Genomic DNA, 24,544 nt, shown 5'->3' on the forward strand with positions numbered 1-24,544 from the left:
TTACTTATGCAACACTACTTACTTTTACAACGAAGCGAGCGAGATGCTTCGCTTCGCTCTGCATGACGTGCTTTTCCATTCAAGATTCCTCCATGCCCACCCCTACTCTCCGCCGACTAACTGCCGCTGCCCTGCTGCTGGGCGCGGCTACTGCCACGCAGGCCCAAACTACGCCGCCCACAACTCCCAACCGTTTTCTCACCGACAGTCTCGACAGCTATGTGCAGCGCGGCATGCGGCTCTGGAACATTCCGGGGCTGGCCGTGGTGGTAGTGAAGGACGGGCAGACGCTGGTGCAAAAAGGCTACGGGGTGCGCGAGGTGGGCAAACCGGCCCTCGTGGATGACCAGACGCTGTTCATGATTGCCTCCAACACCAAGCTGTTCACCGGCACGGCCCTGGCCAAGCTCGATGGGGAGAAGAAAATCAGCCTCGACGACCGCGTAACCAAATACCTGCCCGATTTTCGGCTCTACGATTCCACCAGCACCCGCCTCGTAACGGTGCGCGACCTGCTGAGCCACCACCTGGGCTTCAAGACGTTTCAGGGTGACTTCACTTTCTTCAAATCCAACCTGGAGCGGGCCGACATTGTGCGCCGGATGCGGCTGATGAAGCCCACGCGTGAGTTCCGTAAGGATTACGGCTACTGCAACTCGGGCTTCGTGGCGGCCGGCGAGGTGATTCCGGCCGTGACCGGGGGCACGAGTTGGGAGGAGTACGTGCGCCAGAACCTGCTGCAACCGCTGGGCATGAAAAACACCTTCGTCTCGTCGCTCGAATTCGCCAGGCAGCCCAACATTGCCACGGCCTACTCCAACACGTTCGGGCCACTAGCCAAGGTGCAGTTCGACAACTGGGACAATATGGGCCCCTGCGCCAGCATGGCGTCCAACGTGAGCGACCTCACCCATTGGCTGCGTTTCCAGCTCGATAGTGGCCGCTACGAGGGCCGGCAGGTGCTGCCCTGGGCCACGCTGCGCAAAACCCGCGACGCCAACACCATCATCAGCAGCCGCAAGTCGCCGCTGTTCCCGACCCATTTCGTGACCTACGCGCTGGGCGTCGAGTCGGCCGACTACAATGGGCGGCAGGTATACTGGCACACGGGCGGGGCGTCGGGGCAGGTGAGCAACGTGTGCTTCGTGCCCGAGGCCGGCCTGGGCCTGGCCGTGCTCACCAACAACGACAACCAAAGCTTCTTCGAGGCCCTGCGTTACCAGCTACTCGACGCCTACTTGGGCGTGTCTTATATTGATAGAAGCGCCCAGCTGCTAGCCCGCCGCCGCGCCGGCGAGCTAGCAGCCGGCCCCGACCCCACGCTGGCCCTGGCTGCCCGCGTAGCCAAAAAAGCCAAGGCCCCGCTGCCCCTCAAAGCCTACGTGGGCGAATTCGACAACCCGCTGTTCGGCCGCATCCAGGTAACTCAGAAAGGCAAGCAGCTGCTCGTCACGCTGCCCACCCACCCCGGCCTCACCGCCACGCTCGACTACATGGACGGCCAGGAGTTCCGCGCCACCTACTCCGACCTCGTGTTCGGCGTGCTACCGGCTAAGTTCGAAGTAGAAAACGGCCAGGTAAAATCCCTAGAAATGCGCGCCAACGACTACGTGGAAGCCGATTCCTACGTGTTCGGGAAGCTGTAGGGAGCTGCAAGCGGTCAGCCCCAAGCTGCAAGCTGACTGCCACTTAGTACAATAAAGAAAGGACCTTATTCCATCAAAACGAGCCGTTATTACGGTCGTCCATGTGGAATAAGGTCCTCATATTATCAGGCAGTCAGCTTGCAGCTTGAAGCTGACCGCTTGCAGCGCAGAATCTACCCTTTCAGGCTCTCCATGTCAATCACGAAGCGGTACTTCACGTCGGACTTCATCATGCGCTCATAGGCTTCGTTGATGTAGTCGATGTTGATAACTTCCACATCGCTCATTACGTTGTGCTCGGCGCAGAAATCCAGCATTTCCTGGGTTTCCTGGATGCCCCCGATAAGCGAGCCGGCAATGCGGCGGCGCTTACTGATGAGATTGAACGCGTGCAGCTGGGCCGGCTCGGGCGGTACGCCGAGCAGTACCATGGTACCGTCGAGGCGCAGGCTGGCCACATAGGGCATCAGGTCGATGGGGGCCGACACGGTGTTGATAATCAGGTCGAAGTAGTTGCTGATGTCTTTCATCGCGCCTTGATTCTTGGTCACCACAAATTTGTGGGCGCCGAGAGCTTTGGCGTCAGCCTCCTTGTCGGGCGAAGTGCTAAGCACCGTTACTTCGCAGCCCATGGCGGCAGCAAACTTCACGGCCATGTGGCCCAGGCCACCGAGGCCGATGACGGCTACCCGGTCGCCCTTTTTGGCGTTCCACTGGCGCAGCGGCGACCAAGTGGTAATACCAGCGCAAAGCAGCGGCGCCACGCGCGACAAATCGAGCTTCTCGGACACGCGGAGCACGAATTTCTCGGTTACCACGATGTTGTTGGAGTAGCCGCCCTGGGTGATGGAGCCGTCCTTATCCTTGGCGCTGTAGGTACCCACGAAACCATTGTCGCAGTACTGCTCCAGGCCTTCATTGCACTCGGCGCAGTGCTGGCACGAATCGACCATGCAGCCAACGCCGGCCAGGTCGCCTACTTTAAAGTTCTTTACATGGGCCCCGACTTCGGTTACGCGGCCCACGATTTCGTGGCCGGGCACCATCGGAAACATCGAGCTGCCCCACTCGTTGCGGGCCTGGTGAATATCGGAGTGGCAGACGCCGCAGAACAGAATGTCCATGCGCACATCGTGGGGGCCCACGTCGCGGCGCTCGAAGCTGAAGGGGGCGAGGGGTTGGTCGGCGGCGGGGGCAGCGTAGCCTTGGGCTGAGGTCATAGCAAAAGAAATAAGCGGCCGGGACAGTGGGTCCCGGGCGTGGGTAGCATAACTGTAGTCGGCTGTTAATTGTTACGCAGCGGCCTATTCTTGGTTATAGGCACCACAAATCTGCCGGCCCTGGCGTACCTTCCCCAGCCAAGAGTTTTCTTCTTTTTTCTGCCCGTGTTATGGCCGCTATTCAGCCTTTCTCCTCCTCTTCTACAGTTGCTGTTTCCAGGCATAACTCGCTGGGCCTGCGCATCTGGCATTGGTCCAACTCGGGCTTGGTGTTGTTTCAGCTGATGACGATTCTGTTCCTGTTCATCGTTTTGAAAGTGAAGACGCTGGCACCCGAGTTCAGCCAGGTGCTGGCCGAAAAGGGCGTGAACCTACCGGCCACGGAGTTGCGCGGCCTTACCCGCATTGTATCCCACCGCATTTGGGACTGGCACATTTGGGTAGGCATTGCCATTTCCTGCCTGCTGGCGTTCCGGGTAATTGTGAGCTTCCGGCAGCGCGGCAGCCAGCGCACGGCAGCCAAACTGGCAGCCATCAGGGCCCGCGAGGCGCGGGGCGAGGCCGGGGCTACCAAAGCGCGCTGGGTACGCTACAGCTACCGCGCGTTCTACATTATTCTGGCCGTGATGGTGATTACGGGCTTGGTCCTAGTATTCGAAGATTACCTGGAGCCCATCAAGGAAGTATCCGAAACCATTCACGAGTACACCATGTACGCCGTTATTGCCTTTGTAGTGGCACATATTCTGGGCGTCTTCCGGTCTGAGGTAACCGACGAGCCCGGCGTGGTTTCAGCCATGATTAACGGCGGCAAGCCAGCGGAAGAGGCCTAATCACAAAACCTGTCATCCTGAGCAACGCGAAGGACCTGTAGAGAAGCCACACTTATTGGTTGGTTCTCTACAGGTCCTTCGTGTTGCTCAGGATGACGGTTGGTTTTTGTCCAACTGCTCCTGCGCGTCTTCGTCGGCCGAAATGCGCTGCACTGTTGGGCCAGCCGTTGCTGGCACCTGCCATCCTTCCTGCAGCATCTGCTCTACCTGCGCCTTTAGCCGCTGCAGCGACTGCCGGGAGAAGCGCACCTGCAACGGCCTGCCAAACAACCGAAAACCTATCCAATAGAAAGGATTACGGATGCGGCCGGTTTGCGACACGGCGTGGATGTGGCACCATACGTGGCCGGTACGCAGGTTTTTGTGCACCATGAACTCAATCTGCCCCCGCTCGAAATGGCCTTCGAGGGTGCGGTAGTTGTAGCCCCACACCTGCTCCTGCCCCCCGTCCGGCAACTGCCGCACTTCGTCGGTTACTCCCCCAATGCGTACCCCGAACCAGAACGAGAAGCCCAGAAACCGGGCTTGCAGCACCATTACGCGCTGCGCCAGGGGCTGGTCGGGCAGAAAGATGCCGCTGATGAGGCCGGGCGGCGGAAACGAGTAGCGGCGCAGCACCTCGCGGGCAGCAGCCCAGGAACCATGCGCGGCCGGCGGGCCGGGCGCTTCGGGTGGCAGTTCGGTTTCGTAGTCATCCACGCGCCAACCCGTGGCGGCGGTGTAATCAGCCAGGCGCTCGGGGTCGAAATTATAGCCCGTATCGGTGTACGCTGCCAGACGGGCCTGCTGGCGGGCAGTGAGGGCAGTGCGAGTGGTCATGAGGCTTTACTATGAGCGATGTAGAAGAACTGGCGGAAGGTGTAAAACGGATTATGCTGGGCGGAAAGCAGCCGAAGCATGGCCCATTTTCCTTGCACTCAGTCCACTTGCCCCTCCCCTTCTTTTATCGTTTCCACTTGCACCGGCCCCAGCAGAAGACCACCACTGAAATCGGCTACCCGTTGGCAGAACACCTCCCAGGTTTGCTGCTGTACCCGCCGGCCCAAGCCCAGCGTGTCGTAGGTGAAGGCCACCAGCCCGTCGCGCGAGCGGGCCCAGGAGTGAATCTCGAAGCGCACCGTATTGGGTAACGTAGCGTGGGGCCGCAACGAGAAGCGGATGCGGCCGGCCTCGGGGTGGTTTTCCAGCGTAGCCAGCTCGAAAAAGTCTGCGCCTACCGCCGTTACGCGCACTTCGCCGTTCCAGGGCCCCAGAATCTTAATCCGGTATTCGTCGCCTACTGCCAGGCACTCTTCTGTACCTCTCGATTTCTCAAAGTCGGCCAACAAATCGGACGAGAAATCGGGCAGATGGCACTCTATATGGCGGAGCAGTGCGTCGGCGGGCTGGCGCGGGTGTTGCACATCTACCCAGTAGCGCCGCTCGAAAAGCGGGCCGCTACCAGTATAAGCGGGTTGCTCGGATTTAGGCATAGCAATCAGAGGGCTGTTTTCATCCTGCATAAACGGACCACGTCGGCGCAGGTTTTCGGGCTGCGGCCTGACTCCGGCTGCGCCCACAACCCCGCGCCCGCCCTGGCAGTACACCGGGTTCATCCCGACTCTTTCCTGCTATGGCCTACTTCCGCCCGCCCGGCCCCGCCCCCGACCCGCAACTAGTGCGCGAATTCACCCAGTTACAAGACCAGCTGCGCAACCGGGTGCGCTCGGAGCCGCCCACCGGCGAGCTGCGCTACATTGCCGGCTGCGACTCCTCGTTTCCGACGCCCGATACGGTGCTGTCGGTGTTTGTGGTGCTGGAGCTGCCGTCGTTGGGTTTCATTGAAAAAGTGTACCACGTCGGGCCTGTACCGCTGCCCTACATTCCCGGCCTGCTCTCGTTCCGCGAGGCACCCAACCTGCTGCGAGCCTACGAGAAGCTGCGCCGCCAGCCCGATATCATCATGGTGGATGGCCACGGCATTGCGCACCCGCGCCGCATGGGTATTGCGGCCCACCTGGGCGTCGAGCTGGATGTACCCACATTTGGAGTAGCCAAGCAGCGCCTCACGGGCGTTTACGAGGAGCCGGCCCTCACCAAAGGCAGTATTACGCCCCTCACCGACAAAAACGGCGAGCTGCTGGGCCAGGTCATCCGTAGCAAAGACAAGGTGAAGCCGCTGTTCGTGAGCCCCGGCCACCGTTGCGACCAGACCACCGCCACCCGCCTCACGCTGGCCTGCCTGCGCGGCTACAAGCTGCCCGAGCCCACCCGCCTCGCCGACCTCTGGGCCGAGGAGTTCAAAAAGGAGCTGAGGTAAATCACCTTCTACAGATTTCTTGATTAATCAGCTACCTACCCTCCCTTAAAATCATGGATGGGTGGCTTACTATGGGCTAATATATTAAATATATAAATCATCTATATTTTAACCACAAAGCACTTTTTGAAATAAATACATATTTTTTCATGTGTATATAGAAATATAGATAGCATATTGCCTCATTCTTTGGTGAAATAGAAATACATCCAAAGCCATCTTTCCACCACTTTGCTGCTTTCGCATGAAAAGAACTTTACTGCTTTCAACTGTGGCTGTATTGTCTCTGTCGGGGACTATAGCACAAGCCCAGAACCGCACTATTACAGGCCGGGTTACTGACCGCTCCAGCGGTGAAGGGCTACCAGGCGTAACGGTCCTGGTAAAAGGCACTTCAACCGGTGCTTCGACCGGCGCAGATGGCTCCTATACGTTGTCGGTACCGGCAGGCGGTGGCACCTTGGTTTTCTCTTCCATCGGCTATGGCAGCATCGAGCAGTCTATCGGCAATAGCGGCGTTGTTAGTACAACGCTGGCCGCTGACTCCAAGGCGCTGAATGAAGTAGTGGTGGTAGGCTACGGCACCCAGTCGCGGCGCGATCTGACGGGTTCAGTTGCAACTATAGGTGCCGCTAAAATTGCTAACAAGCCCGTACAGAGCTTCGAGCAGGCGTTGCAGGGACAAGCAGCAGGCGTGAACATCACTACGCCCAACGGTGTACTTAATGCGCCGCCCGTTGTGCGTATCCGGGGCGTGAACTCCATCAGCCTGAGCTCAGCCCCGCTATACGTTATCGATGGTATTCCGGCGTTCAGCGGCAACAGTTCGGCTGTAGGTAGTGTGCCCAACAACCCGCTCAGCAACATCAACCCCAACGACATCGAGAGCGTGGAAGTGCTCAAAGATGCTTCGGCAACGGCCATTTATGGCTCGCGCGCGGCCGGCGGCGTGGTACTGGTAACGACTAAAAAAGGTCGGCGTGGACAAAGCAAAATCTCCCTCGATTCGTGGGCAGGCCTTACGACCCCGGTACGCCTCATCGACGTGATGAACACTGCGGAGTACATAGACACTAAAAACGAGTCTGTGCGCAACCTGAATGCCAACCGTGTAGCCCTGGGGCTGGCTCCCACGGCTATTGAAGGATTCCGGCCCACTCTCGACGACAGTGGGAACCCGGTTGATACACGCTGGTACGACTATATCTATCGCACGGGCTTCTCTACTTCCAACAACATCAATTTCAGCGGGGGCACCGAGAAAACTACTTACTACACCTCGGTTGGGTACACCGACCAGAAGGGTATGCTAAAGAACAACACGTTCAAGCGCGGCTCGGCTCGCCTGAACATCGACCACAAGGTATTCTCGCGCCTCACAGTGGGTTCGCGCGTAGGCTATACCAACTCGCGCACGGCCTCGCCCAACTCGGGGTCGGTTGGCGACGGGGCTTTCGGAACTGCCGGCCTGGGACGCCTGCCTCTGGTGCTGCCCCCCAACATAGCCCCCTTCAACCCCGACGGCACGCCGAATACAAATGGGGCCGGAATCGGGGCGGGCAACAACATCAACCCTACCTCATTTTCGACAGCTACGCCCAATGGCTCGCCGCTGCTGCCAGGCTACTACAACCCGGTGGTCGACTTGGCCAACAATTACTTCGAGTCGGAGGGCAACGAGATTCAGGGAAGCGTGTATGCCAATCTAGAGCCGGTTAAAGGCCTGAATCTGCGTACTTCTTATGGCATTTACAACATTGCCTTCGAAGACAAGTCGTACTCCACTTCGCTGGCTGGCGACGGCTTCAGCGTGGCTGGCCAGGCCATCAACTACTACCGCACCAACAAGCGCTGGAACTGGCAGAATACGGCTCAGTACGATGTGTCGCTGGCCGAGAAGCACAACCTCTCGGCACTGCTTGGCACTGAGCATCAGCGCACCAATATCGACCGCTGGGGCGCCAACCGCACCGGCGTGGCCGATCCGTTCTTCACCACGTTCCAGGGTGGCTACCTGAACATCGCAGCGGCCGGCAATTTCCAGGGCGAGAACTTTCTGATATCCTACTTCGGTCGTCTCAACTACAACTACAACCGTAAATACCTGGCCACCTTCAACGCCCGCCGCGACGGCTACTCGGCCTGGGGCAACGAAAAGTGGGGCAACTTCTACGGAGCGTCGCTGGGCTATGTGCTGTCGGAGGAAGACTTCTGGAAGAACTCACCTTTCCTGAACAACAACGTGAGCCTGTTTAAGGTAACGGGCAGCTACGGTGAAGTGGGCAACAATCAGGGCATCGGCGACTTCGTGGCGCGCAACCTGTACAGTTCCAGCCTCTACGGCCCGAACGCCACCTTCTTCTATAGCAACGCCGGCAACGCCAACCTGACCTGGGAAACGAGTAAAAAGACTGATGTAGCCCTGTTTGTCAATCTGTTTAACGACCGGGTGCAGACAGATGTGACCTACTACCGCAACGATGTGGATGGCCTGATTCTGGAACTGCCGCAGGCACCTTCGCGTGGTATTCCAGGCGACGCCATCTCCGACAACGTGGGCTCCATGCGCAACACCGGCGTCGAGTTGAACCTGCGCGTGGGCATTATCGAAAAGGCCGATTTCTCGTGGTCGGTTAATGCCAACCTGACTACCCTTAAAAATCGCGTACTAGCTCTTTCGAGCGAGGTACCTCGGATTGCCACGGCTACTTCCGGTCTGGAAACAGTCAACTTCACGGTAGTCGGGCGTTCAGTGGGCGAAATTCTGGCAGTTCCCTCACTGGGGGTAAATCCCGAAAACGGCCGCCGTATGGTTCGCCGCAGCGACGGGTCGGTGGTGCAATATAACCACTTGGGAGGTGGTTGGACTACCCTGGATGGGCAGCCGGTTACCACGGCGCCGTCGCAGCTGGCCGATGGACAGTTCTACGGGCCTACGCTCCCCACTTGGTATGGCGGCTTTGACAACACGTTCCGCTACAAAAATTTCGACCTGGGCGTGTTCATTCAATTCTCGGGGGGCAATTACATCTACAACGGCACGAAAGCCGGTTTGCACGACCAGCGCTTCTGGAACAACGCATCCGATATTAAAGACCGTTGGTCGGAAAATAACCGCAACGCCGAATGGCCCCGCGTAGTGTACGGCGACAACGTCTCGAACGGCTCGGCGCTGGTAATGTCGAGCAATGTGGAGAAGGGCGACTTTGCCCGGTTGCGCAACGTGGCCTTGGGCTACAACGTGGGTTCAGGTCTGGTAGAAAAGCTAGGCTTAGGCAGTGCTCGGTTCTATATTCAAGTGCAGAACGCGGCGTTGCTGACCAACTACTCGGGCATTGATCCGGAAATTTCTACTAACGGCAGCGCTAACACTGGTGCTGGGGTAGACCGTAACTCGGTTGGCCAGGCGCGCACGTACACCGCCGGTTTCAATATTGGCTTCTAACTCCTTTCGTCCTTATGAAGACTTTCAAACATATCCTTACGCTGGGAGCCTTTTCTGCTACGCTGGGCCTCGGACTGCTGACATCCTGCAGCCATGATAACCTCGAAGTAAAACCCAGAACTGCGCTGGCCAGTGAAGTAGCCTTCGACACGCCCTCGCGCGTGTTGTTGCAGGTGAACAACATGTATGATTACATGAAGGCCGGGGCCTTTCTGGGTGGGCGCTACCAAATTTACGGCGACATCCGGGCCGATGACTTCATCAACCGGACTTCCAATGGAGTAACTGGCGTAGCCGTGTGGCAGCACACGCTCACTGAGGCGTCGCAGAATGATGTCATCAACCTGTGGGGAGCTGCTTATCAGGCCATCAATCAGATAAACGTGCTGCTGGCAGGCCTAGAGGCCAATGCATCCAAGTTCGTGGCAGCTCCTTTCCCGGCCGATTTTGCGGCTACAGCGGCCGGCTACAAAGCCGAAGGGCAGTTTCTGCGGGCGCTGGCCTACTATTCGCTGCTACAATACTATGCACGCCCCTACGCCGACGGCAACGGCTCCAAGCCAGGCCTACCGCTACGCCTCATGGCCGAAACGGACTTAGGCAACAACAACTTGGCCCGCAGCACAGTAGCCGAAGTGTATGACCAGATTTTGAAAGACCTTAATGCGGCGGAGGAGAGCTTACCCGTTATCACCACCAACACGGTTACGCGGGCGCACCGGAACACGGCTATTGCTTTCAAAACCCGAGTATACCTGAGTATGGGCCGCTACGCCGATGTAATTCGGGAGGCTACTAAAATCGTTTCGGCTACGGCTCCTTTCCGGGCTAGCAGCGGGGTAGCACACACCCTGAATTCTTCTATTGCGGCGGTATTCACTTCGGAACAGAACGGCGCAGAAAGCATTTTGTCGTTTCCGTTCACGGCCCAGGACCAGCCCGGCACGCAAAATCAGCTGGCCTTCTATTACCTGCCCCCCACGCAGGGAGGCAACGGCGAGTACAACCTCAATACGGCCGGCGTTATTGCCAACACTCGTTTTAAAGCCACGGATACTCGCCTAACAAGCTTTACCACCCGGGTAGGTACTACCACCTACCTCACCAAGTATCGCAACGGCGGCACCTCGGCCGCTCCCTACACCGATAATGCGCCGGTTATCCGCTACTCGGAGGTGTTGCTGAATTTGGCAGAAGCTTTAGCCCGTACCGAAGGCCTTGCTAGCGTACGGGCCCTGGAGTTGCTGAACGCCGTGCACACACGGGCCGGCTCCGACGCCTATACGGCGGCCACCTTTACCAGCTCTTTCTCGCTGATTGACGCCATTCTGCTGGAGCGACGGCTAGAATTCCTGGGCGAAGGCCTGCGCAACAATGATATTATGCGTCTGTTGCAGCCTATTCCGGCCAAGAGCGTAGTACCAGCCGTACTGCCATCGGCGGTAGCTTATATCTGGCCTATCCCCAGTTCGGAGTTGGGCAGCAATCCACTCATGACTCGCAACTAAACGCTTAGTCGCACAAGCTTTTTTGCAGTTCCGGTGGCTCACAAGAAGAAGGCCTTTCTTAATTGGAAAGGCCTTCTTCTTGTGAGCATAGCTGGCAGCCTAAAGCAACTCATACGTTGGCAGGGCCACCTGCAACGCCGCCAACGATTCGCCCGCTTCCGGCGGCAGCCCCAGCAGCCCAGCTACGGCGCGGTACACTACCCGGGGCGCCGCACCTTCCGCCGCAATACCGCGCTGCTGGCTGGTTTGGGTTGATTTGGAAAGCTTGTGGCCGGCCTCGTCGAGGAGCAGGTCGTGGTGCAGAAACCGGGTTTGAGCAAAATCCGCCTGCCCTGGCAGCACTTCGGCCAGCCACAGTTGGGCCGCTGTGCTGGTACGCAAATCCTGGCCCCGCACGATGAAGTTCACATCCAGCCGCTGGTCATCGAGCACCGAAGCCACCTGGTAGGCAGCCGCGCCGTCCTTTTTGCGCACCACGAAGTCGCCCAGCTCCTGAGTTAGCGCCACGGTTTGCGGGCCCTGCGCCAGGTCGGGCCACGTTGCGGCGGCGCCGGGCGGCACGCGGGCCCGCCAGGCCAGGCCGGGCCCATCAAAGGGCAGCGCCAGCGCCGCGCAGGTGCCGGGGTAGCAGCCGTCGGGCGCGGCGGCGCGAGCCAGCTGGGCACGCGAGCAGCGGCAGGCGTAGAACAGGCGGGGATGGGCGGCGCGGGCCGCTTGCAATGTCGCCTCATATTCGGGCCGGCGGTGCTGCTGCGAGTAGTAGCGCTCGAACTCGTCGGGGCCGCTGGGGCCGTGGTCGTAGTCGAGGCCCAGCCAGTCCAGCGTTTGGAAGATATTATCGAGGTAGGCGGGCCGGAAACGGGCGCGGTCCAGATCGTCGATGCGCAGGTGCAGCGTACCGCCCGCCCGCCGCGTGAGCAGCCAGGTGAGCGTGAAGTTGACGGCGTTGCCCAGGTGCAGAAACCCGCTGGGCGTGGGCGCCAGCCGCGAAACCACGGGCGCAGACGGAAACTGAAGCATCTGGAAAACGAGTCGGGCCCGGCAAAGTACGCAAACCGGCCGTTGGCGCGTTCTGCCCCTGGCCGGTTCGCGGGCTTTCACCTCCTGCAAAAAAGAACTACGTTTGGCTTCATGACGACCCTTTCTGTTGCCGCCGGCTTGCTAGTAGCTGCCGCGCTGCTGGCCGGCTGCTGCGGCAGCCAGAACTGTGACACCTGCGACCCGCTGGGCACCGACGACGTGCGGGTGGCCTTCGCGGCCGATACGCTGAGCGGTGGTGGCTTCTACCGCAACGAGCTGCGCGACGCCTACCTGGTGCGCTACGCCCGCCGCGACCTGACGGGCACCACCGACACGATTCGGCAGGGCAAACAGGCGGGCGGCCGCCCACCGCTGATTTTCTACGGTAGCGGCTACGGTAATGGCTTTGGCTTCCGGCAGTTGCCCCCGCCGCCGGCCCTGCTGCCTACCAGCGGCGCGACCAGTTACAGCTTCACCGATTTCAGCTACCGCATCGTGGTGCCGGCCACCGGGCAGCAATTCTCATTCAGCGAGCTGGAAACGGCCTCTGACCCCGGCCGAGGCTGTTGCGCCTGCCCCCGCAACACCCGCCGCCGCTTCGTGCTCGACGGGCAGTACACCGTGGCCGATGGCAGCGCAGGCACAACAACGTATCTGCGGCGCTGACGATTGTGGGGCGCTGCTGAGGCAGACTGTGGACGTACTGGCGGGCTGACCGGCAGCGCAGGGTGGGCGATGGAAACTATTTTTGGGATAATTGATGTATGTACATATATTTGCATCATCAACCTTTCCAGCTTTCGTCTTATGAAAACCGTTCTGCATCTGGCCGACTCGCGGGGCCACGCCAACCATGGTTGGCTAAACTCCTACCACAGCTTCAGCTTTGGTGGCTACCACAATCCCCAACGAATGAATTTTGGGGCTTTGCGCGTGCTGAACGATGATACCGTGGCCGGCGGTATGGGCTTCGGCACTCACCCCCACGATAACATGGAAATCATCAGCATCCCGCTCAGCGGCACGCTGGAGCACCGCGACAATGCGGGCAACCATGGCATTATCCGGAGCGGCGACGTGCAGATGATGAGTGCCGGCACGGGCATTGCCCACAGCGAGAAAAACCACAGTCACTCCGAGGAAGTGAAATTCCTGCAGATCTGGGTTATTCCGAACCGGCGTAACGTAACGCCGCGCTACGACCAGCAAAGTTTCCGGATCGAGGAGCGTCAAAACCAGTTTCAGCAGGTAGTTTCGCCCTCGCCCGACGACGCGGGCATCTGGATTCAGCAGGACGCCTGGTTTCACCTGGCCGATTTCGACGCCGACCATGTGGCCGACTACCAGTTGAAAAAGGCGGGCAACGGTCTGTACGTATTCGTGCTCGAAGGCACCGCTACCGTAGCCGGCCAGCCCCTGCAGCGCCGCGACGGGCTGGGGCTGTGGGAAACCGAATCGGTGTCCATTAAGGCCGACTCGGCCGCTCAGCTGCTGCTGCTGGAGGTGCCGATGCAGTAAGCGCCGATACGCGCTGATGTCCTGCCTGCCGTGTTGCCATACATGGTTCGTAAAGTTGCTGCATTACCTGTTATTACGCTATTTTGTCGGAATTCCGACGTTGGCATTAGCGAGCCTGCAAGTCTGTAGCAATGCTGCGGCAGCGAAATCAGGCACACTCTCTTTTACAATTTCATGAGCAACCAAACTGCGGTAAGCCGGCTGGCCACCACCAACACCCCCGTTCTCGATGTTATCCGGCAGCGCTGGAGCCCCCGTGCCTTTGCCAGCCAGCCAGTACCCGAACAGGCGCTCCAGCAGCTATTCGAAGCAGCGGCCTGGGCCCCCAGCGCCATGAACGAGCAGCCCTGGCGCTACATTTATGCCCACCGCACCGATGAAGCGGCCTTCCGGCAGCTGTTCGACTGCCTGATGCCTGGCAACCAGCCCTGGGCCCGCCACGCGCCGGTACTTGTGCTGGCTCTCACCAAAACCACCTACGCCAACGGCTCGCCCAACGCGGCCGCCCTCCACGATTTGGGCATGGCCAACAGCCACCTGATTCTGGAAGCTACGGCCCTGGGCCTGCATGGTCACTTTATGGGTGGTTTCGAGGCCGACAAAGCCCGGGCGGCGTTTGGCCTGCCCGACGACCTGCAACCTGTAGTAATGCTGGCCCTGGGCTACCTGGGCCAGGCCGAGCAGCTGGACGAGCCATTCCTGAGTCGGGAGCAGGCTCCGCGGCAGCGGCGGCCGGTTGCCTCGTTTGCCTTCCAGGGCCAGCTGCCTAACTGATTGTCTGCCCTTTTCGCAAATCAACGAAATACCAGATAAATCCTACTTACTGACTCATGCCTAAAAGCCCCGTCATTCTGACGGGGCTTTTTGCTTTTGACAAAAGCGTTTTTAATATTTTATAATGATATGATAGATAGCTATTTATTAGATGCGTTAGCAAATCTGGTGAAATGTGCCGTTTTTTGCAGCTATATCCTGGTGAGTGGCATTTTCGATGAGAGTACATATTTTAATGCTGGCGCTGAGCGCCCTGACGGTAGGCCATAGCTCGGCCCAGACACTGCCTTATCAGCTGCCGCCGCGCCCCCTGGCTGCGCTGGCCGATGCGCCGCCCATGCCCAGGGTCAGCTTCTCGCCCAATGGCCAGTGGTTGCTGCAGCTCGATATGCAGGAGCGCCCCACCGTGTTCGATCAAAGCCAGCCGGAACTACGCCTTGCCGGGCTGCGCATCAATACGGCCATTAGTGCCCGTAGCCGCATGGCCCATGTGCGGGCCCTGCGGCTGCGGCAGCTCCCCAAAGGCCTGGAGTTGTTGGTGCAGGGGTTGCCGGCCAACGCCCGCATCACCAACCTGCAATGGTCGCCCGACAACACGAAGATAGCCTTCACCCACAGCACCCGCGACCACCTGGAACTCTGGGTGGTTGATGTCGTTTCGGCTTCGGCGCGACTGGTACCCAATATCTTTCTGAACGGAACATTAGGAACGCCTTTCGAGTGGGTTTCCGACAGCAAAACCCTGGTTGTGCGGGCCGTAATAGGCGGGCGGGGAGCCGCCCCGGTAGCGGCTCCAACTGAGGCAGGGCGCCGCTACGAGTACCCCGTTGCCACCCCGCTCGACGAGCAGATGCTGGGCTATTACGCCCTCAGCCAGGTGGTGCGGGTGGGCCTCGATGGGCGCATGGCTCCGCTGGGCCAGCCGGGCCTGATTGCCCAGGCCTCCCCCTCGCCCGATGGCCGCTTTGTGCTGGTACGCAGCTACCGGCGCCCCTACCCCACTACCTTGCCACTCAACCGTTTCCCGCAGCGGGTGCAGGTGTTGGCCATGGATGGACTGCTGGATAAGCAACTGGCCGATTTACCCGCCGTCGACTCGCTGCCGGAGGGACTGGGGGCCGTACCAACCGGCCCGCGCGAGTTCAGCTGGCGCGAAGATGCTCCGAATACGCTGTTCTGGGTGGAAGCCCGCGACGGTGGCAACCCCGCCCAGGCCGCCCCGGTCCGCGACCAGCTCCTGACGCTGGCAGCCCCTTTTGAGGAGCCGGCCCGCGAGCTGGTCGCGCTTCCGGCCCGCTTCCGGCGCATATACTGGGGCAGCGAGCAGCTGGTGCTGGTAGAAGGCACCCGCCTGAAAGACCGCAGGCAGTTTGTATGGCCGCTGGATATCCTAACCAAAACCCTGCAGAAGCCCCTGCTGGAATATCCGGAACACAATGCCTATGCCCACCCGGGCACGCCAGTGCTGCAGCCTAACGCGCAGGGCCGGCGCGTGCTGCTCACCGACCGTAGCGGCACAGGAGTGTACTTATTCGGGGCCGGAGCATCGTCGGAGGGCGACCGGCCTTTTATCGACGAGTTGAGTGTGCGCACCCGCGCCAGCCAGCGCTGGTGGCGCTCCGAAGCGCCCTATTTCGAGCAGCCTGTTCTCATTACTGACCCGGTGAAGCGAAGTTTCATCACGAAGCGCGAATCGGACCAGCAGCCCCCCAACTACCACCTGCGGACCGGCCCGAAACTGGTAGCCATCACCCAGTTTGCCGACCCCTATGCGGGCCTGGGAAGCCTGCCGCGCGTACAGCCGCTGCGCTATCAGCGGCCCGACGGGCGGGTAACGACGGCTACACTGTACCTGCCAGCCGGCTACCAGGCCGCCGACGGGCCGCTGCCAACGCTTATGGAAGTAGCGCCTGCCATGTTTTACGACAGCACTGGCACCAGCCAGGTGCGGGGTTCTCAGCATACGTTCGCCCGCTACAACTGGGGTTCTCCCCTATTCTGGACGGCCCAGGGATACGCCGTGTTGCAGGGCGTACCGGTTCCGTCGGCCGGCAACGCAGCTACTCCGGCTGCTTACAACCAGAAACTACTGCAGGCAGCCAGTTCGGCGCTGGCCGAGGGTCGCCGAATGGGCTTCATTGATACCGCCCGGATAGTGGTGCTGGGCCAGGGCCCGGGAGCCTCCCTGGCTACCAGTCTGCTGGCCGAATCGCGCCTGTTCAAAGCTGGTATTGCGTTACCTGGCCTACACAATCAGTCGGCGCCGGCACAGCTGCTAGGCGAGGAGCAAAAGGGCAGTCCGACCGAATTCGCACTGGATTACGCAGGGACTCCGCTGGCTCCTTTTGCCCTGCCCGATACATTGCGCCGGCCGCTACTGGTACTGCCCGCCGGTTTCGATGGCCTGCCGGCCGGCCTCGCTACCCGCACCGAACAGCTGTATACTGAGTTGCAGCGGTTGGGAGGCACCAGCGTGAACTACGCTACGCTACCCGGCGAAACGCACGGTTACACGGCCCGCGAATCGTTGATGCAGCTGCTGTCGCAGGTAAATACCTGGCTCGACGCCTATATCAAGCCTACTGTCGTCGCGCAGCCAGCCACCCCACCTCCTACCTCCTCCAACTAGCAGCCACGCCCCGGCCGGTGCAACCCCACAGCCGTTACGGGTAGTATAGGAGCCTATGCTTCTGTTTGTGTATTCTGATTACTCGGCTGCCGCCCGCGCCGAGCTTACCCAACGGCTACCCGCCGGTTTCGACGTTCATTTCGCCACCGACCGGCACAATTCCCAGCCACCGGCCGCGCTGCTAAGGGCCGAGCTGCTGCTGGGCAACCCGCCCGCTGCCTGGCTCACGCCGCTGCCGCCCCGGCTTCGGTTCTGGCAGATAGACTCGGCCGGTATTGATCAGTACCAGCAGCTGCGGCCCGGGTTTGCGGTGGCCAACATGGGCGACCTGTTTGCCTGGCCCTGCGCCGAAACTATGGTGGCCGGGCTACTGGCGCTGCTGCGCGGCCTGCCCCAACTGGCCGTGTGGCAAAGCCGGCGGCACTGGGAGGGCGGCACGTTTCGGCACCGGCTGGGGCTGCTGCGGGGCCGACGGGTGCTGGTACTGGGCCGCGGCAGCATCGGGCTGGCGGTGGCCGAGCAGCTGGGCGGCTTCGGCTGCCAGGTGCAGTTTCTGGCCCGCACCGACCCGCAGGCCCAGCTGCACGCTTTTGCCGAAGTGCTGGCGGCCCTACCCGAAACCGACATTGTAATGAACTGCCTGCCGGGCAGCGCTACGGGCTACGTATCGGCCGATTTTTTGGCGGCCTTGCCCCCGCACGCCCTCTATGCCAGCGTAGGCCGGGGCTCGACCACCGATGAGCCAGCGCTGATTAGTGCGCTGCAGGCCGGCCGGCTGGCCGGGGCCGTGCTCGATGTAACGGCCCAGGAGCCGCTGCCCACCGATAATCCGCTCTGGAGCCTGCCGCAGGTGCTGCTTACCCAGCACAGCGGCGGAGGCTACCCCGAAGAAGAGGCCGACCGGCTCCTGGTGTTTCTGCGCAACCTGGGCCACTGGCAGCGGGGCGAGCCGCTGGAAAATGAAGTGGCACTGGGTCGCGGCTATTAGGGCCTCTTCCCGCTGATGCGTGCAGCTCTGCGAATAGCCGCAACCCACGCTTGCAACCTTTGCGGCCCTGGCTGTACTCCTGCGCATACCACTTCACCTCTCCGAAGCTATGCGCCAACGCTACTCTTTATTGCTGGGCATCAGCCTGCTGATGGGCCTGACGGCCTGCCCCATGGTAAACCCCGGCGAGCCGGTGGTGCTGCCCAGCTACCGCCCGCAGCTGATGGCGCGCAGCCAGCTGGAGCAGGCCGTGGCCGTGCTGCCGCCCCGCGAGCTGCACAACACCGGCAAAATCTACCTCCGCGACCCGTATCTGCTCATCAACGAGCGGTACGAGGGCGTACACATCATCGACAACCAGGACCCAGCCAAGCCCCGGCCGGTGGCTTTTCTGCGCATTCCGGGCAACGTGGATGTGGCTATGCAGGGCTCGTTGCTTTACGCCGACAGCGGCTCCGACCTGCTGACGTTTGACATGCACGACATGCAGCAGCCAAACCTGGTGCACCGGCTGCGAGAGGCAGTGCCAGAGCTACCCATGCCCGAAACCGGCACCGTGCCCGAGCAGTACCAGGCCGCCAACCGCCCCGCCGATGCCGTGGTAATCGGCTGGCAGAAACTTTAATTTCCGGGTCCGATGAAACACGTTTCCTCTTTTTTCGGGCTGGCCGCGGGGCTGCTGAGCCTGCTGCTGTCGGCCTGTAGCACCAGCAACGACGCCAGCCCCAACCTGGCCGCCGACAACGGCAAGGGCGGCTCACTGGCCCGATTCACGGTGCTCAACAACACGCTTTTTGTGGTCGATAACCAGAGCCTGCGCCTGTTCAGCCTGGCCAACCCGGCGGCTCCGGCCCGTGGGCAGGTAGTGCCGCTGGGCCTGGGCATCGAAACGATTTATCCGCGGGCTCCTTACCTGTTTCTGGGCACCCAGCGCGGCATGTTCATCTTCGATGCCAGCGTGCCCGCCCAGCCCAAACAGGTGGCCTACTACGAGCACGTAGCCAGCTGCGACCCCGTGGTGGTGGATGAGCGCTACGCCTACGTAACGCTGCGCGACGGCCGCAGCTGCGGCGGCGGCACCAACCAGCTGCAGGTAGTGGACCTAACCAACCTGGCCGCCCCGCGCCTGGCCCAGATTTACCCCATGACGCACCCCATGGGCCTGGGCGTTGACAGTACGCTGCTGTTTGTGTGCGACCGAAACGAGCTCAAGGTGTTCGATACCAGCAAAGCCCCTATGCTGTCGACCCCCAAGGTTTTCCCGGTGAACGTGTCCGATGTGATACCGCACCGCGGGCTGTTGCTGGCCATCGGGCCCGATGGGCTGTACCAATACCGCTACCGCAACGGCCAGCTTACGCCCCTGAGCATGCTCGCCGTCAGTCCGACCAGCAAATGAAACGACTGCTCGGGGTGGGGCTGCTGAGCCTGGGATTGTTGGCGCAGGCGCGAGGCCAAGCGGGAACGGCCGAGCAGCCGGACCTGCCGATTGCTGATGCCCCGCGGCGCACCTGGGGGCTGTCGGTCGATTGGCTGCCGCTGCTGGCCAGCGGGTACCACTTCAGCCTGGAAAGAAGCCTGGGCGGGCCCGGCGGCCGGCAAACGGTGGTGCTCACGCCGCAAGTTTACCGGGGGCCGGTGGGCGAGCTGACGTCGGACCGCCACGAGGGCAGTGCCGACCGGGTGCGGGGTTTCGGGCTGGCGGCGCAACACCGCTTCTACCTGGGTTCCAGCCCTATCCCGCTGGCGGGCACTTACCTGGCCTACGGATTGGCTTACCAGCATTTTCGCCTTGATTTTCAGGCCCCGAGCTGGCAACCGGAGCTGGCGGCGGATGGCCTTACCTACTACCAGTACAGCTTCCGCAACCAAACCGAAACTATTGACCGGTACGGGGCTACCCTGGTACTTGGCCACCAGGTAGAAACGCCGGGCTCCCCTTTCTTTCTGGACGTTTTTCTGGGCCTGGGGCTGCGGCAGGCTACCTCCCGGACCACCGTGCCCACTTCGCAGTTTGCCAACACGAGCAGCGACTATGGCCACGCGGGCGCTTACCTGCCGATGGGCTTTCGGCTGGGCCTGCACTTGTAGCCAGCGACCGGCCATAACCCTTGCGCCGGCTCCGGAGTAGGAAGCACAGGTCTTTATTCTTCTCTGCCTGACTTCTGCCCTATGGAAACCGTTCGCACATTTACCGCCGACTCCGAGCCCGCCCTTTGGGCGCAGGTAGCGGCCGATATGGCCCGCCAGCCCGATTTGTTCGACTACCGCGCCGACCTTTGCCAGCCACCCTACCGTGTGCGGCTGGAGCTGGATATTGATTTGGGCGGCGGCTTCGAGGGCGGCTACGAATTGACCACGTTTCAGGCCGTAGTCCCCAGCCGGCCGGCCCTGCGCTTCGCCCTGCACGAGCAGGACTGGGTACACGAAATCGGGAAGCTGCTGGGGCTGGAAGACGTGGAGCTGGGCTACGCCGAACTGGACCAGACGTTCATCATCAGCACCAACGACCCTAACACCCTGCGCCGGCTACTGGCCGACCCGGCAGTGCATCAGACGCTGTTACGCCACCCGGCGGCCCGTTTCACGCTGGCCCCCGATTCGGACGCGGCCGATGCGCCAGTGCTACTCATCTTCCAGCTGGAGCGCGCCGTGGTAGAGCCCGAGCAGCTGCGGGAGCTGTACGGGCTGTTGCTCCGCATGCTCCAGCAGTTGGCCCCGCAAACTTCGGCCTAGCTAACTCAAGTTGTTAAGTAGGCTACTGGCACGGTGTAGGGGCGGGGCTTAGCTGCGCTGTCCTACGGTTGTCCCCGCCCGCCGTTCGCATCGTTTCAACGATAATCGTTCAACGGCGGGCGGGGGCTTGCCCCCGCCCCTGCAACCGTGCCGACAGCCTTATCCCGCAACTTGAGTTAGCTATACCACGCATTTATCCTCAACATGCCCCGTCCCCGCCGTTATCCATAGCAGATAGCAGCGGGGCTAGCGCATTTTTGAGAGCGGACATCAACCTACTAGCTGTTCGTAGAGTTGCGCCAGCGTGGCAGCCGGGTCGAGGCAGAGGCCGGGGTGGACGGGCGAGGTTTGCACCACGGTACTGCGCGTAGCCGTGAGCCAGCGGAAGCGGGAAGCCACGGCAAACTGCCCGATGGGCCCGCCCTCGCGGCGGCCGGCACAAATCCGCTCGAACGCGCGCAAACGGGCCCGCAGGTCGTCGAAATCGAGCTCCTGAGTTGGGCCGGCAAAGGCCTGCAGCCGGGCTTCGGGCAGCTGGCAGCGGGTTTCGAGGAAGCCCTGCGACGCGCAGTACAGAATCACGCCCACGTTCAGAAATTCTTCGCGCTCGACGCGGGGCACCACCCGCAGCACGGCATACTCAAACAAGTGCATGGCGGGCGGCTTCAGCTTCGGCAACGAAGGTGGCAGAATCGGCCAGGCGGGCCGTAATAAACTGTACGTATTGGGCGCGTTGCTCCCCGGGGCTCAGGTCGGGCTCCTGCAGCCAGTCGTCGGGCACGAGGGCTACAATGGCCCCGATAACGGCGGGCGTGAGGCGGGCGCGGCCTTCGGCATCGGCCCAGGGCAACTCGGTGGCCTGGGGCAGCAGCACATGGTCTTTCACCTGCGGAAACGGCCGGGGCTTGGGGGCCGCCCAGCCGGCGCCGGCGTGGTGCACGTACAGGGCCGCGCCGTGGTCGATGAGCCACAGCTCGCGGTGCCACATAAGCAGGTTGGTGTTGCGGGCCGTGCGGTCTACGTTCAGCGTCAGGCAGTCGAGCCACACGATGAGCGAGGCCAGCCGGGGCTCGATATCGAGCAGCAGCGGATCGAAAGTGCCGGCGCCGGCCAGGAAATGCAGGCCCAGGTTGAGGCCGGTGCTGAAGCGCAGCAGATCTTGGATTTCCTCATCGGGCTCGGTGCGGCCAAAGGCTTCATTGAGGTTGATAAATACCAGCTCGGGCATGCGCAAGCCCAGCTGCCGGGCCAACTCGCCCACTACTAACTCGGCAATCAGGGCCTTCAGCCCCTGCCCCGCGCCCCGGAATTTGAGTACGTACAGGAAATTATCGTCGGCTTCTACCAGCGCGGGCAGCGAGCCGCCTTCGCGTAGCGGAATCACATAGCGCGTCACCTCCACGGTACGCAAAGCAAGCTCGGGCATAGGTTGAGTTTATGGGTGCAAGAACGTCATTCGGCGCCACCTGCTCCGAATGACGTTCAGTTTTACTCTGCCGTTTTCAGCAGTTGCCGGTACAGAGTGCGGCCCTTTACCTCGGCGCGCAGCCAGTAGCTGCCGGCGGCCCAGCCGGCCGTGGAAAGCAGCAGGCTACCATCGGGGCCGCGGCGGAAAGTGGCGGATACGGTGCGCCCCGCCGCGTCGGAAACGCGCATCTTACCAACCTCCAGCGGCCCCAGCGTCGAGCGGACGCTTACCTGGCTGCGCGCCGGGTTGGGGGCCAGCAAAAGTTCGGCTGAGTAGGACCGGGCCGCCGCCGCTGTCGTGGACGTTACCAGCCCATTGAGCTGGTAGCGGCGCAAAAACTGCCAGACCACTTTGCTGGCATCAATATCCCGGTTGGTTACGCCGATATTGACAGGGGCTCCCGGCCAGGTGTGGCCGCCCCCAATAATGCGGTAGTGCTCGACCACGCTGCCGTTGCGGCCGCCCGCAAATACCTGCCGCTCGGCCGTGCTGCCGTCGGTGGTGTTGGTGTCGGGCACCTGGGTGATGACGGGCGTAGGGTTGCAGCCGTTGCGCTGGGCCCAGGCAGCCACCAACTCCGGAATGGGCACGAACACGGCGTTGCCCTCGTAGGGCACGGTGCCGTCGGCGGTGCCGTGGATTTCCAGCACCGGCACGGCCCGCACGGGGGCGCAGGCATCGAGATGGCTGGCCACCATGCTGCCCGTTACCGAGGCAATGGCGGCAATGCGGCCGTTGAGCCGGCAGGCCAGCTCGTAGCTCATAAAGCCGCCGTTGCTCATACCGGTGCTGTACAGCCGCTGCTGATTAACGCGGTATCTGGCGCTGATGGAATCGATAAGGGCGCTCAGAAAGCCTACGTCGTCGGGGCCGCCGGCGGCGTAGGGCAGGAAGGTGTTCCAGAAGCGCTGGCTGTTGGGGCCGACGGTGCCGTTGGGATGCAGCACCAGGAAATTGGCCGTATCGGCAATGGCCCGAAAGTCGCCGTACTGCTCCTGCTCCACGTTGTTGGAGCCGAAGCCGTGCAGATTGAGCAGCAGCGGCACAGGCTTGGTACCATCGTAGGCCCGGGGCACGTACAGGCGGTAGTCGCGCACCACACCGTCGAAGCGAATGGAGCCGGTAATGGTTTGCTGGGCCTGGGCCCGGGGCGCGAGAGTCAGCAGCAGGCCCGTCAGCAATAGTAGTAAACGCATCATCAGGATAGAAAGGTAAAAGGGACGGTACCGCCGCCGCTCGGGGGGCGGCCAACGTGGTGACTCTATGCTAGACGGGAAAACCCGTGCTATGTTTAGCCGTTGGTACGAGTTACGCATTTCAGGCACGACGTAGGGGCGGGGCTTGTCCCCGCCCGCCGTTAAACGATTACCGTTCAAGCTGCGCGAGCGGCGGGCGGGGGCAAGCCCCGCCCCTACGTCGTGCTTTATTTTCTTTCACTCCTTCGCTTATGCCCCGCATCGTCACGCTCACGCTCAACCCCACGGTTGACAAAAGCACTACTGCTGACCACATCATCCCCGACCACAAGCTGCGGTGCGAAGCGCCCAAATTCGAGCCCGGCGGCGGCGGCATCAACGTGAGCCGGGCGCTGCGGCGGCTGGGCTCCGATTCGGTGGCCGTATTTCCGGTGGGTGGCCCCAGCGGCCAGTTGCTGCGCCAGCTGCTGCACGACGAGCACATCGAGCAGCGGCCTATTGAGGTAGAGAACTGGACCCGCGAGAACTTCATTGTGGTCGATGCCTCCACCAGCCAGCAGTACCGTTTCGGGATGCCCGGTACCCCGCTGCTGCCCGAGGAGCAGCAGCAGGTGCTGCAGACGCTGCAGGAGTTGCCCGAGCAGCCTGAGTTTCTGGTCATCAGCGGCAGTCTGCCGCCCGGCGTCGAGCCCGAGCTACTGGCCCGCATTGCCCGCGCCGCCCGCGAGCTGGGCGTAAAAGTGGTGGCCGACACCTCGGGCCCGGCGTTGCTGGCCCTGCTCGAAGCGGGCGTGTACCTGGCCAAGCCCAATGTGGGCGAGCTAAGCAAAATGCAGGGCGTGGAGGAGCTCGACAGCCAGGCCGTGGCCGAAGCCGCCCGCCAGCTGGTAACCGAAGGCAAATGCGAAATCGTGGTGGTATCCATGGGCCCCCAGGGCGCCTGTGTGGTGTCGGCCGAAGGTGTCGACTACGTGTCGGCCCCATCGGTGAAAAAGCGCAGCACCGTGGGTGCCGGCGACAGCATGGTGGCCGGCCTCGTGCACGGCCTGAGCGAGGGCCGCAGCCTGCGCGAAACTGCCCGCCTGGGCGTGGCCTGCGGCACGGCCGCCACCATGAACCCCGGCACCGAACTGTTCCGCAAAACCGACGTGGACCGGCTCTACCAATGGCTGCTGCAAACCATGCCGGCGACGGTGGTGGTGTAAGTCAGAAAGGCCGTCATGCTGACAAGCAGCAACTTCTATTGCACGCTGTAGGGGCGGGG

At 61.6% G+C, this 24,544-nt stretch carries 22 protein-coding genes; 15 read left to right on the forward strand and 7 right to left on the reverse strand.

Annotated features, from left to right (window positions below; genetic code table 11):
* Positions 1-92: 92 nt before the first annotated feature.
* Positions 93-1,646 carry a serine hydrolase gene (locus tag J7E24_RS16185; protein WP_215139161.1) on the forward strand — a complete coding sequence of 518 codons (1,554 nt, stop codon included), beginning with the start codon at positions 93-95 and terminating at the stop codon, positions 1,644-1,646.
* A 173-nt stretch (positions 1,647-1,819) separates the two neighbouring features.
* Here J7E24_RS16185 and J7E24_RS16190 read toward each other — a convergent pair whose 3' ends face one another.
* A complete protein-coding gene (locus J7E24_RS16190; RefSeq protein WP_215139162.1) occupies positions 1,820-2,866 on the reverse strand; it encodes an NAD(P)-dependent alcohol dehydrogenase in 1,047 nt (348 codons plus the stop codon).
* 170 nt (positions 2,867-3,036) lie between these two features.
* Here J7E24_RS16190 and J7E24_RS16195 point away from each other — a divergent pair, with 170 nt between their 5' ends.
* Positions 3,037-3,699, forward strand: coding sequence for a cytochrome b/b6 domain-containing protein (locus J7E24_RS16195; protein WP_215139163.1), 663 nt, complete (start codon positions 3,037-3,039; stop codon positions 3,697-3,699).
* Positions 3,700-3,786: 87 nt separating this feature from the next.
* Here the strand turns inward: J7E24_RS16195 and J7E24_RS16200 are convergent, their stop codons facing one another.
* Together J7E24_RS16200 and J7E24_RS16205 are read right to left on the reverse strand one after the other, a co-directional pair.
* Complete coding sequence (locus J7E24_RS16200) at positions 3,787-4,518, reverse strand: DUF1990 domain-containing protein (RefSeq protein ID WP_215139164.1); 732 nt, start codon at positions 4,516-4,518, stop codon at positions 3,787-3,789.
* 98 nt (positions 4,519-4,616) lie between these two features.
* Positions 4,617-5,171 (reverse strand): DUF1990 family protein, encoded by a 555-nt coding sequence (locus tag J7E24_RS16205; protein WP_251047237.1) that lies wholly within the window; start codon positions 5,169-5,171, stop codon positions 4,617-4,619.
* 140 nt (positions 5,172-5,311) lie between these two features.
* On the opposite strand from J7E24_RS16205, the gene nfi reads away from it, so the two are divergent.
* From nfi to J7E24_RS16220, 3 genes are all read left to right on the forward strand, one after another.
* The gene (gene nfi, locus J7E24_RS16210; RefSeq protein WP_215139165.1) at positions 5,312-5,998 is read left to right on the forward strand and encodes a deoxyribonuclease V; all 687 of its coding nucleotides are present in this window, start codon (positions 5,312-5,314) and stop codon (positions 5,996-5,998) included.
* A gap of 271 nt (positions 5,999-6,269) precedes the next feature.
* The gene (locus tag J7E24_RS16215; protein WP_317195675.1) at positions 6,270-9,443 is read left to right on the forward strand and encodes a TonB-dependent receptor; all 3,174 of its coding nucleotides are present in this window, start codon (positions 6,270-6,272) and stop codon (positions 9,441-9,443) included.
* Between the two features lie 14 nt (positions 9,444-9,457).
* Positions 9,458-10,951 carry a RagB/SusD family nutrient uptake outer membrane protein gene (locus tag J7E24_RS16220; RefSeq protein ID WP_215139167.1) on the forward strand — a complete coding sequence of 498 codons (1,494 nt, stop codon included), beginning with the start codon at positions 9,458-9,460 and terminating at the stop codon, positions 10,949-10,951.
* A gap of 99 nt (positions 10,952-11,050) precedes the next feature.
* On the opposite strand, the gene J7E24_RS16225 is transcribed toward J7E24_RS16220, so the two are convergent.
* The gene (locus tag J7E24_RS16225; protein ID WP_215139168.1) at positions 11,051-11,971 is read right to left on the reverse strand and encodes a glutamate--tRNA ligase family protein; all 921 of its coding nucleotides are present in this window, start codon (positions 11,969-11,971) and stop codon (positions 11,051-11,053) included.
* A gap of 111 nt (positions 11,972-12,082) precedes the next feature.
* Here J7E24_RS16225 and J7E24_RS16230 point away from each other — a divergent pair, with 111 nt between their 5' ends.
* From J7E24_RS16230 to J7E24_RS16270, 9 genes are all read left to right on the forward strand, one after another.
* Entirely contained in the window at positions 12,083-12,637 is a 555-nt protein-coding gene (locus tag J7E24_RS16230) for a hypothetical protein (RefSeq protein ID WP_215139169.1), read from the forward strand.
* A 141-nt stretch (positions 12,638-12,778) separates the two neighbouring features.
* Positions 12,779-13,489: a pirin family protein gene (locus J7E24_RS16235; protein WP_215139170.1), complete on the forward strand. Its 711-nt coding sequence runs from the start codon at positions 12,779-12,781 to the stop codon at positions 13,487-13,489.
* Positions 13,490-13,663: 174 nt separating this feature from the next.
* A complete protein-coding gene (locus tag J7E24_RS16240) occupies positions 13,664-14,263 on the forward strand; it encodes a nitroreductase family protein (RefSeq protein WP_215139171.1) in 600 nt (199 codons plus the stop codon).
* A 217-nt stretch (positions 14,264-14,480) separates the two neighbouring features.
* Entirely contained in the window at positions 14,481-16,892 is a 2,412-nt protein-coding gene (locus J7E24_RS16245) for an alpha/beta hydrolase family protein (protein ID WP_215139172.1), read from the forward strand.
* Positions 16,893-16,959: 67 nt separating this feature from the next.
* Positions 16,960-17,880, forward strand: a complete 921-nt coding sequence (locus J7E24_RS16250; RefSeq protein WP_317195676.1) for an NAD(P)-dependent oxidoreductase — start codon at positions 16,960-16,962, stop codon at positions 17,878-17,880.
* A gap of 109 nt (positions 17,881-17,989) precedes the next feature.
* Complete coding sequence (locus tag J7E24_RS16255; RefSeq protein ID WP_215139174.1) at positions 17,990-18,505, forward strand: hypothetical protein; 516 nt, start codon at positions 17,990-17,992, stop codon at positions 18,503-18,505.
* Positions 18,506-18,517: 12 nt separating this feature from the next.
* Entirely contained in the window at positions 18,518-19,279 is a 762-nt protein-coding gene (locus J7E24_RS16260; RefSeq protein ID WP_215139175.1) for a hypothetical protein, read from the forward strand.
* Positions 19,276-19,971 carry a hypothetical protein gene (locus tag J7E24_RS16265; RefSeq protein ID WP_215139176.1) on the forward strand — a complete coding sequence of 232 codons (696 nt, stop codon included), beginning with the start codon at positions 19,276-19,278 and terminating at the stop codon, positions 19,969-19,971. Before J7E24_RS16260 ends, J7E24_RS16265 begins: the two co-directional genes overlap by 4 nt.
* Positions 19,972-20,052: 81 nt before the next feature.
* Positions 20,053-20,616, forward strand: coding sequence for a hypothetical protein (locus tag J7E24_RS16270; RefSeq protein WP_215139177.1), 564 nt, complete (start codon positions 20,053-20,055; stop codon positions 20,614-20,616).
* A 270-nt stretch (positions 20,617-20,886) separates the two neighbouring features.
* Here J7E24_RS16270 and J7E24_RS16275 read toward each other — a convergent pair whose 3' ends face one another.
* The 3 genes from J7E24_RS16275 to J7E24_RS16285 all read right to left on the reverse strand — a co-directional run bounded on the left by J7E24_RS16275 (position 20,887) and on the right by J7E24_RS16285 (position 23,283).
* On the reverse strand, positions 20,887-21,270 hold the full coding sequence (locus J7E24_RS16275) for a DUF3037 domain-containing protein (protein WP_215139178.1): 384 nt from the start codon (positions 21,268-21,270) through the stop codon (positions 20,887-20,889).
* Positions 21,257-22,042 (reverse strand): HipA family kinase, encoded by a 786-nt coding sequence (locus J7E24_RS16280; RefSeq protein WP_215139179.1) that lies wholly within the window; start codon positions 22,040-22,042, stop codon positions 21,257-21,259. The genes J7E24_RS16275 and J7E24_RS16280 overlap by 14 nt, the downstream gene beginning before the upstream one ends.
* A gap of 62 nt (positions 22,043-22,104) precedes the next feature.
* The gene (locus tag J7E24_RS16285) at positions 22,105-23,283 is read right to left on the reverse strand and encodes an alpha/beta hydrolase family esterase (protein ID WP_215139180.1); all 1,179 of its coding nucleotides are present in this window, start codon (positions 23,281-23,283) and stop codon (positions 22,105-22,107) included.
* A gap of 248 nt (positions 23,284-23,531) precedes the next feature.
* Here J7E24_RS16285 and J7E24_RS16290 point away from each other — a divergent pair, with 248 nt between their 5' ends.
* Entirely contained in the window at positions 23,532-24,485 is a 954-nt protein-coding gene (locus J7E24_RS16290) for a 1-phosphofructokinase family hexose kinase (RefSeq protein WP_215139181.1), read from the forward strand.
* The last annotated feature ends 59 nt before the right edge of the window (positions 24,486-24,544 follow it).

It is taken from the genome of Hymenobacter sp. ISL-91 (assembly GCF_018613725.1).
Lineage (GTDB): Bacteria > Bacteroidota > Bacteroidia > Cytophagales > Hymenobacteraceae > Hymenobacter.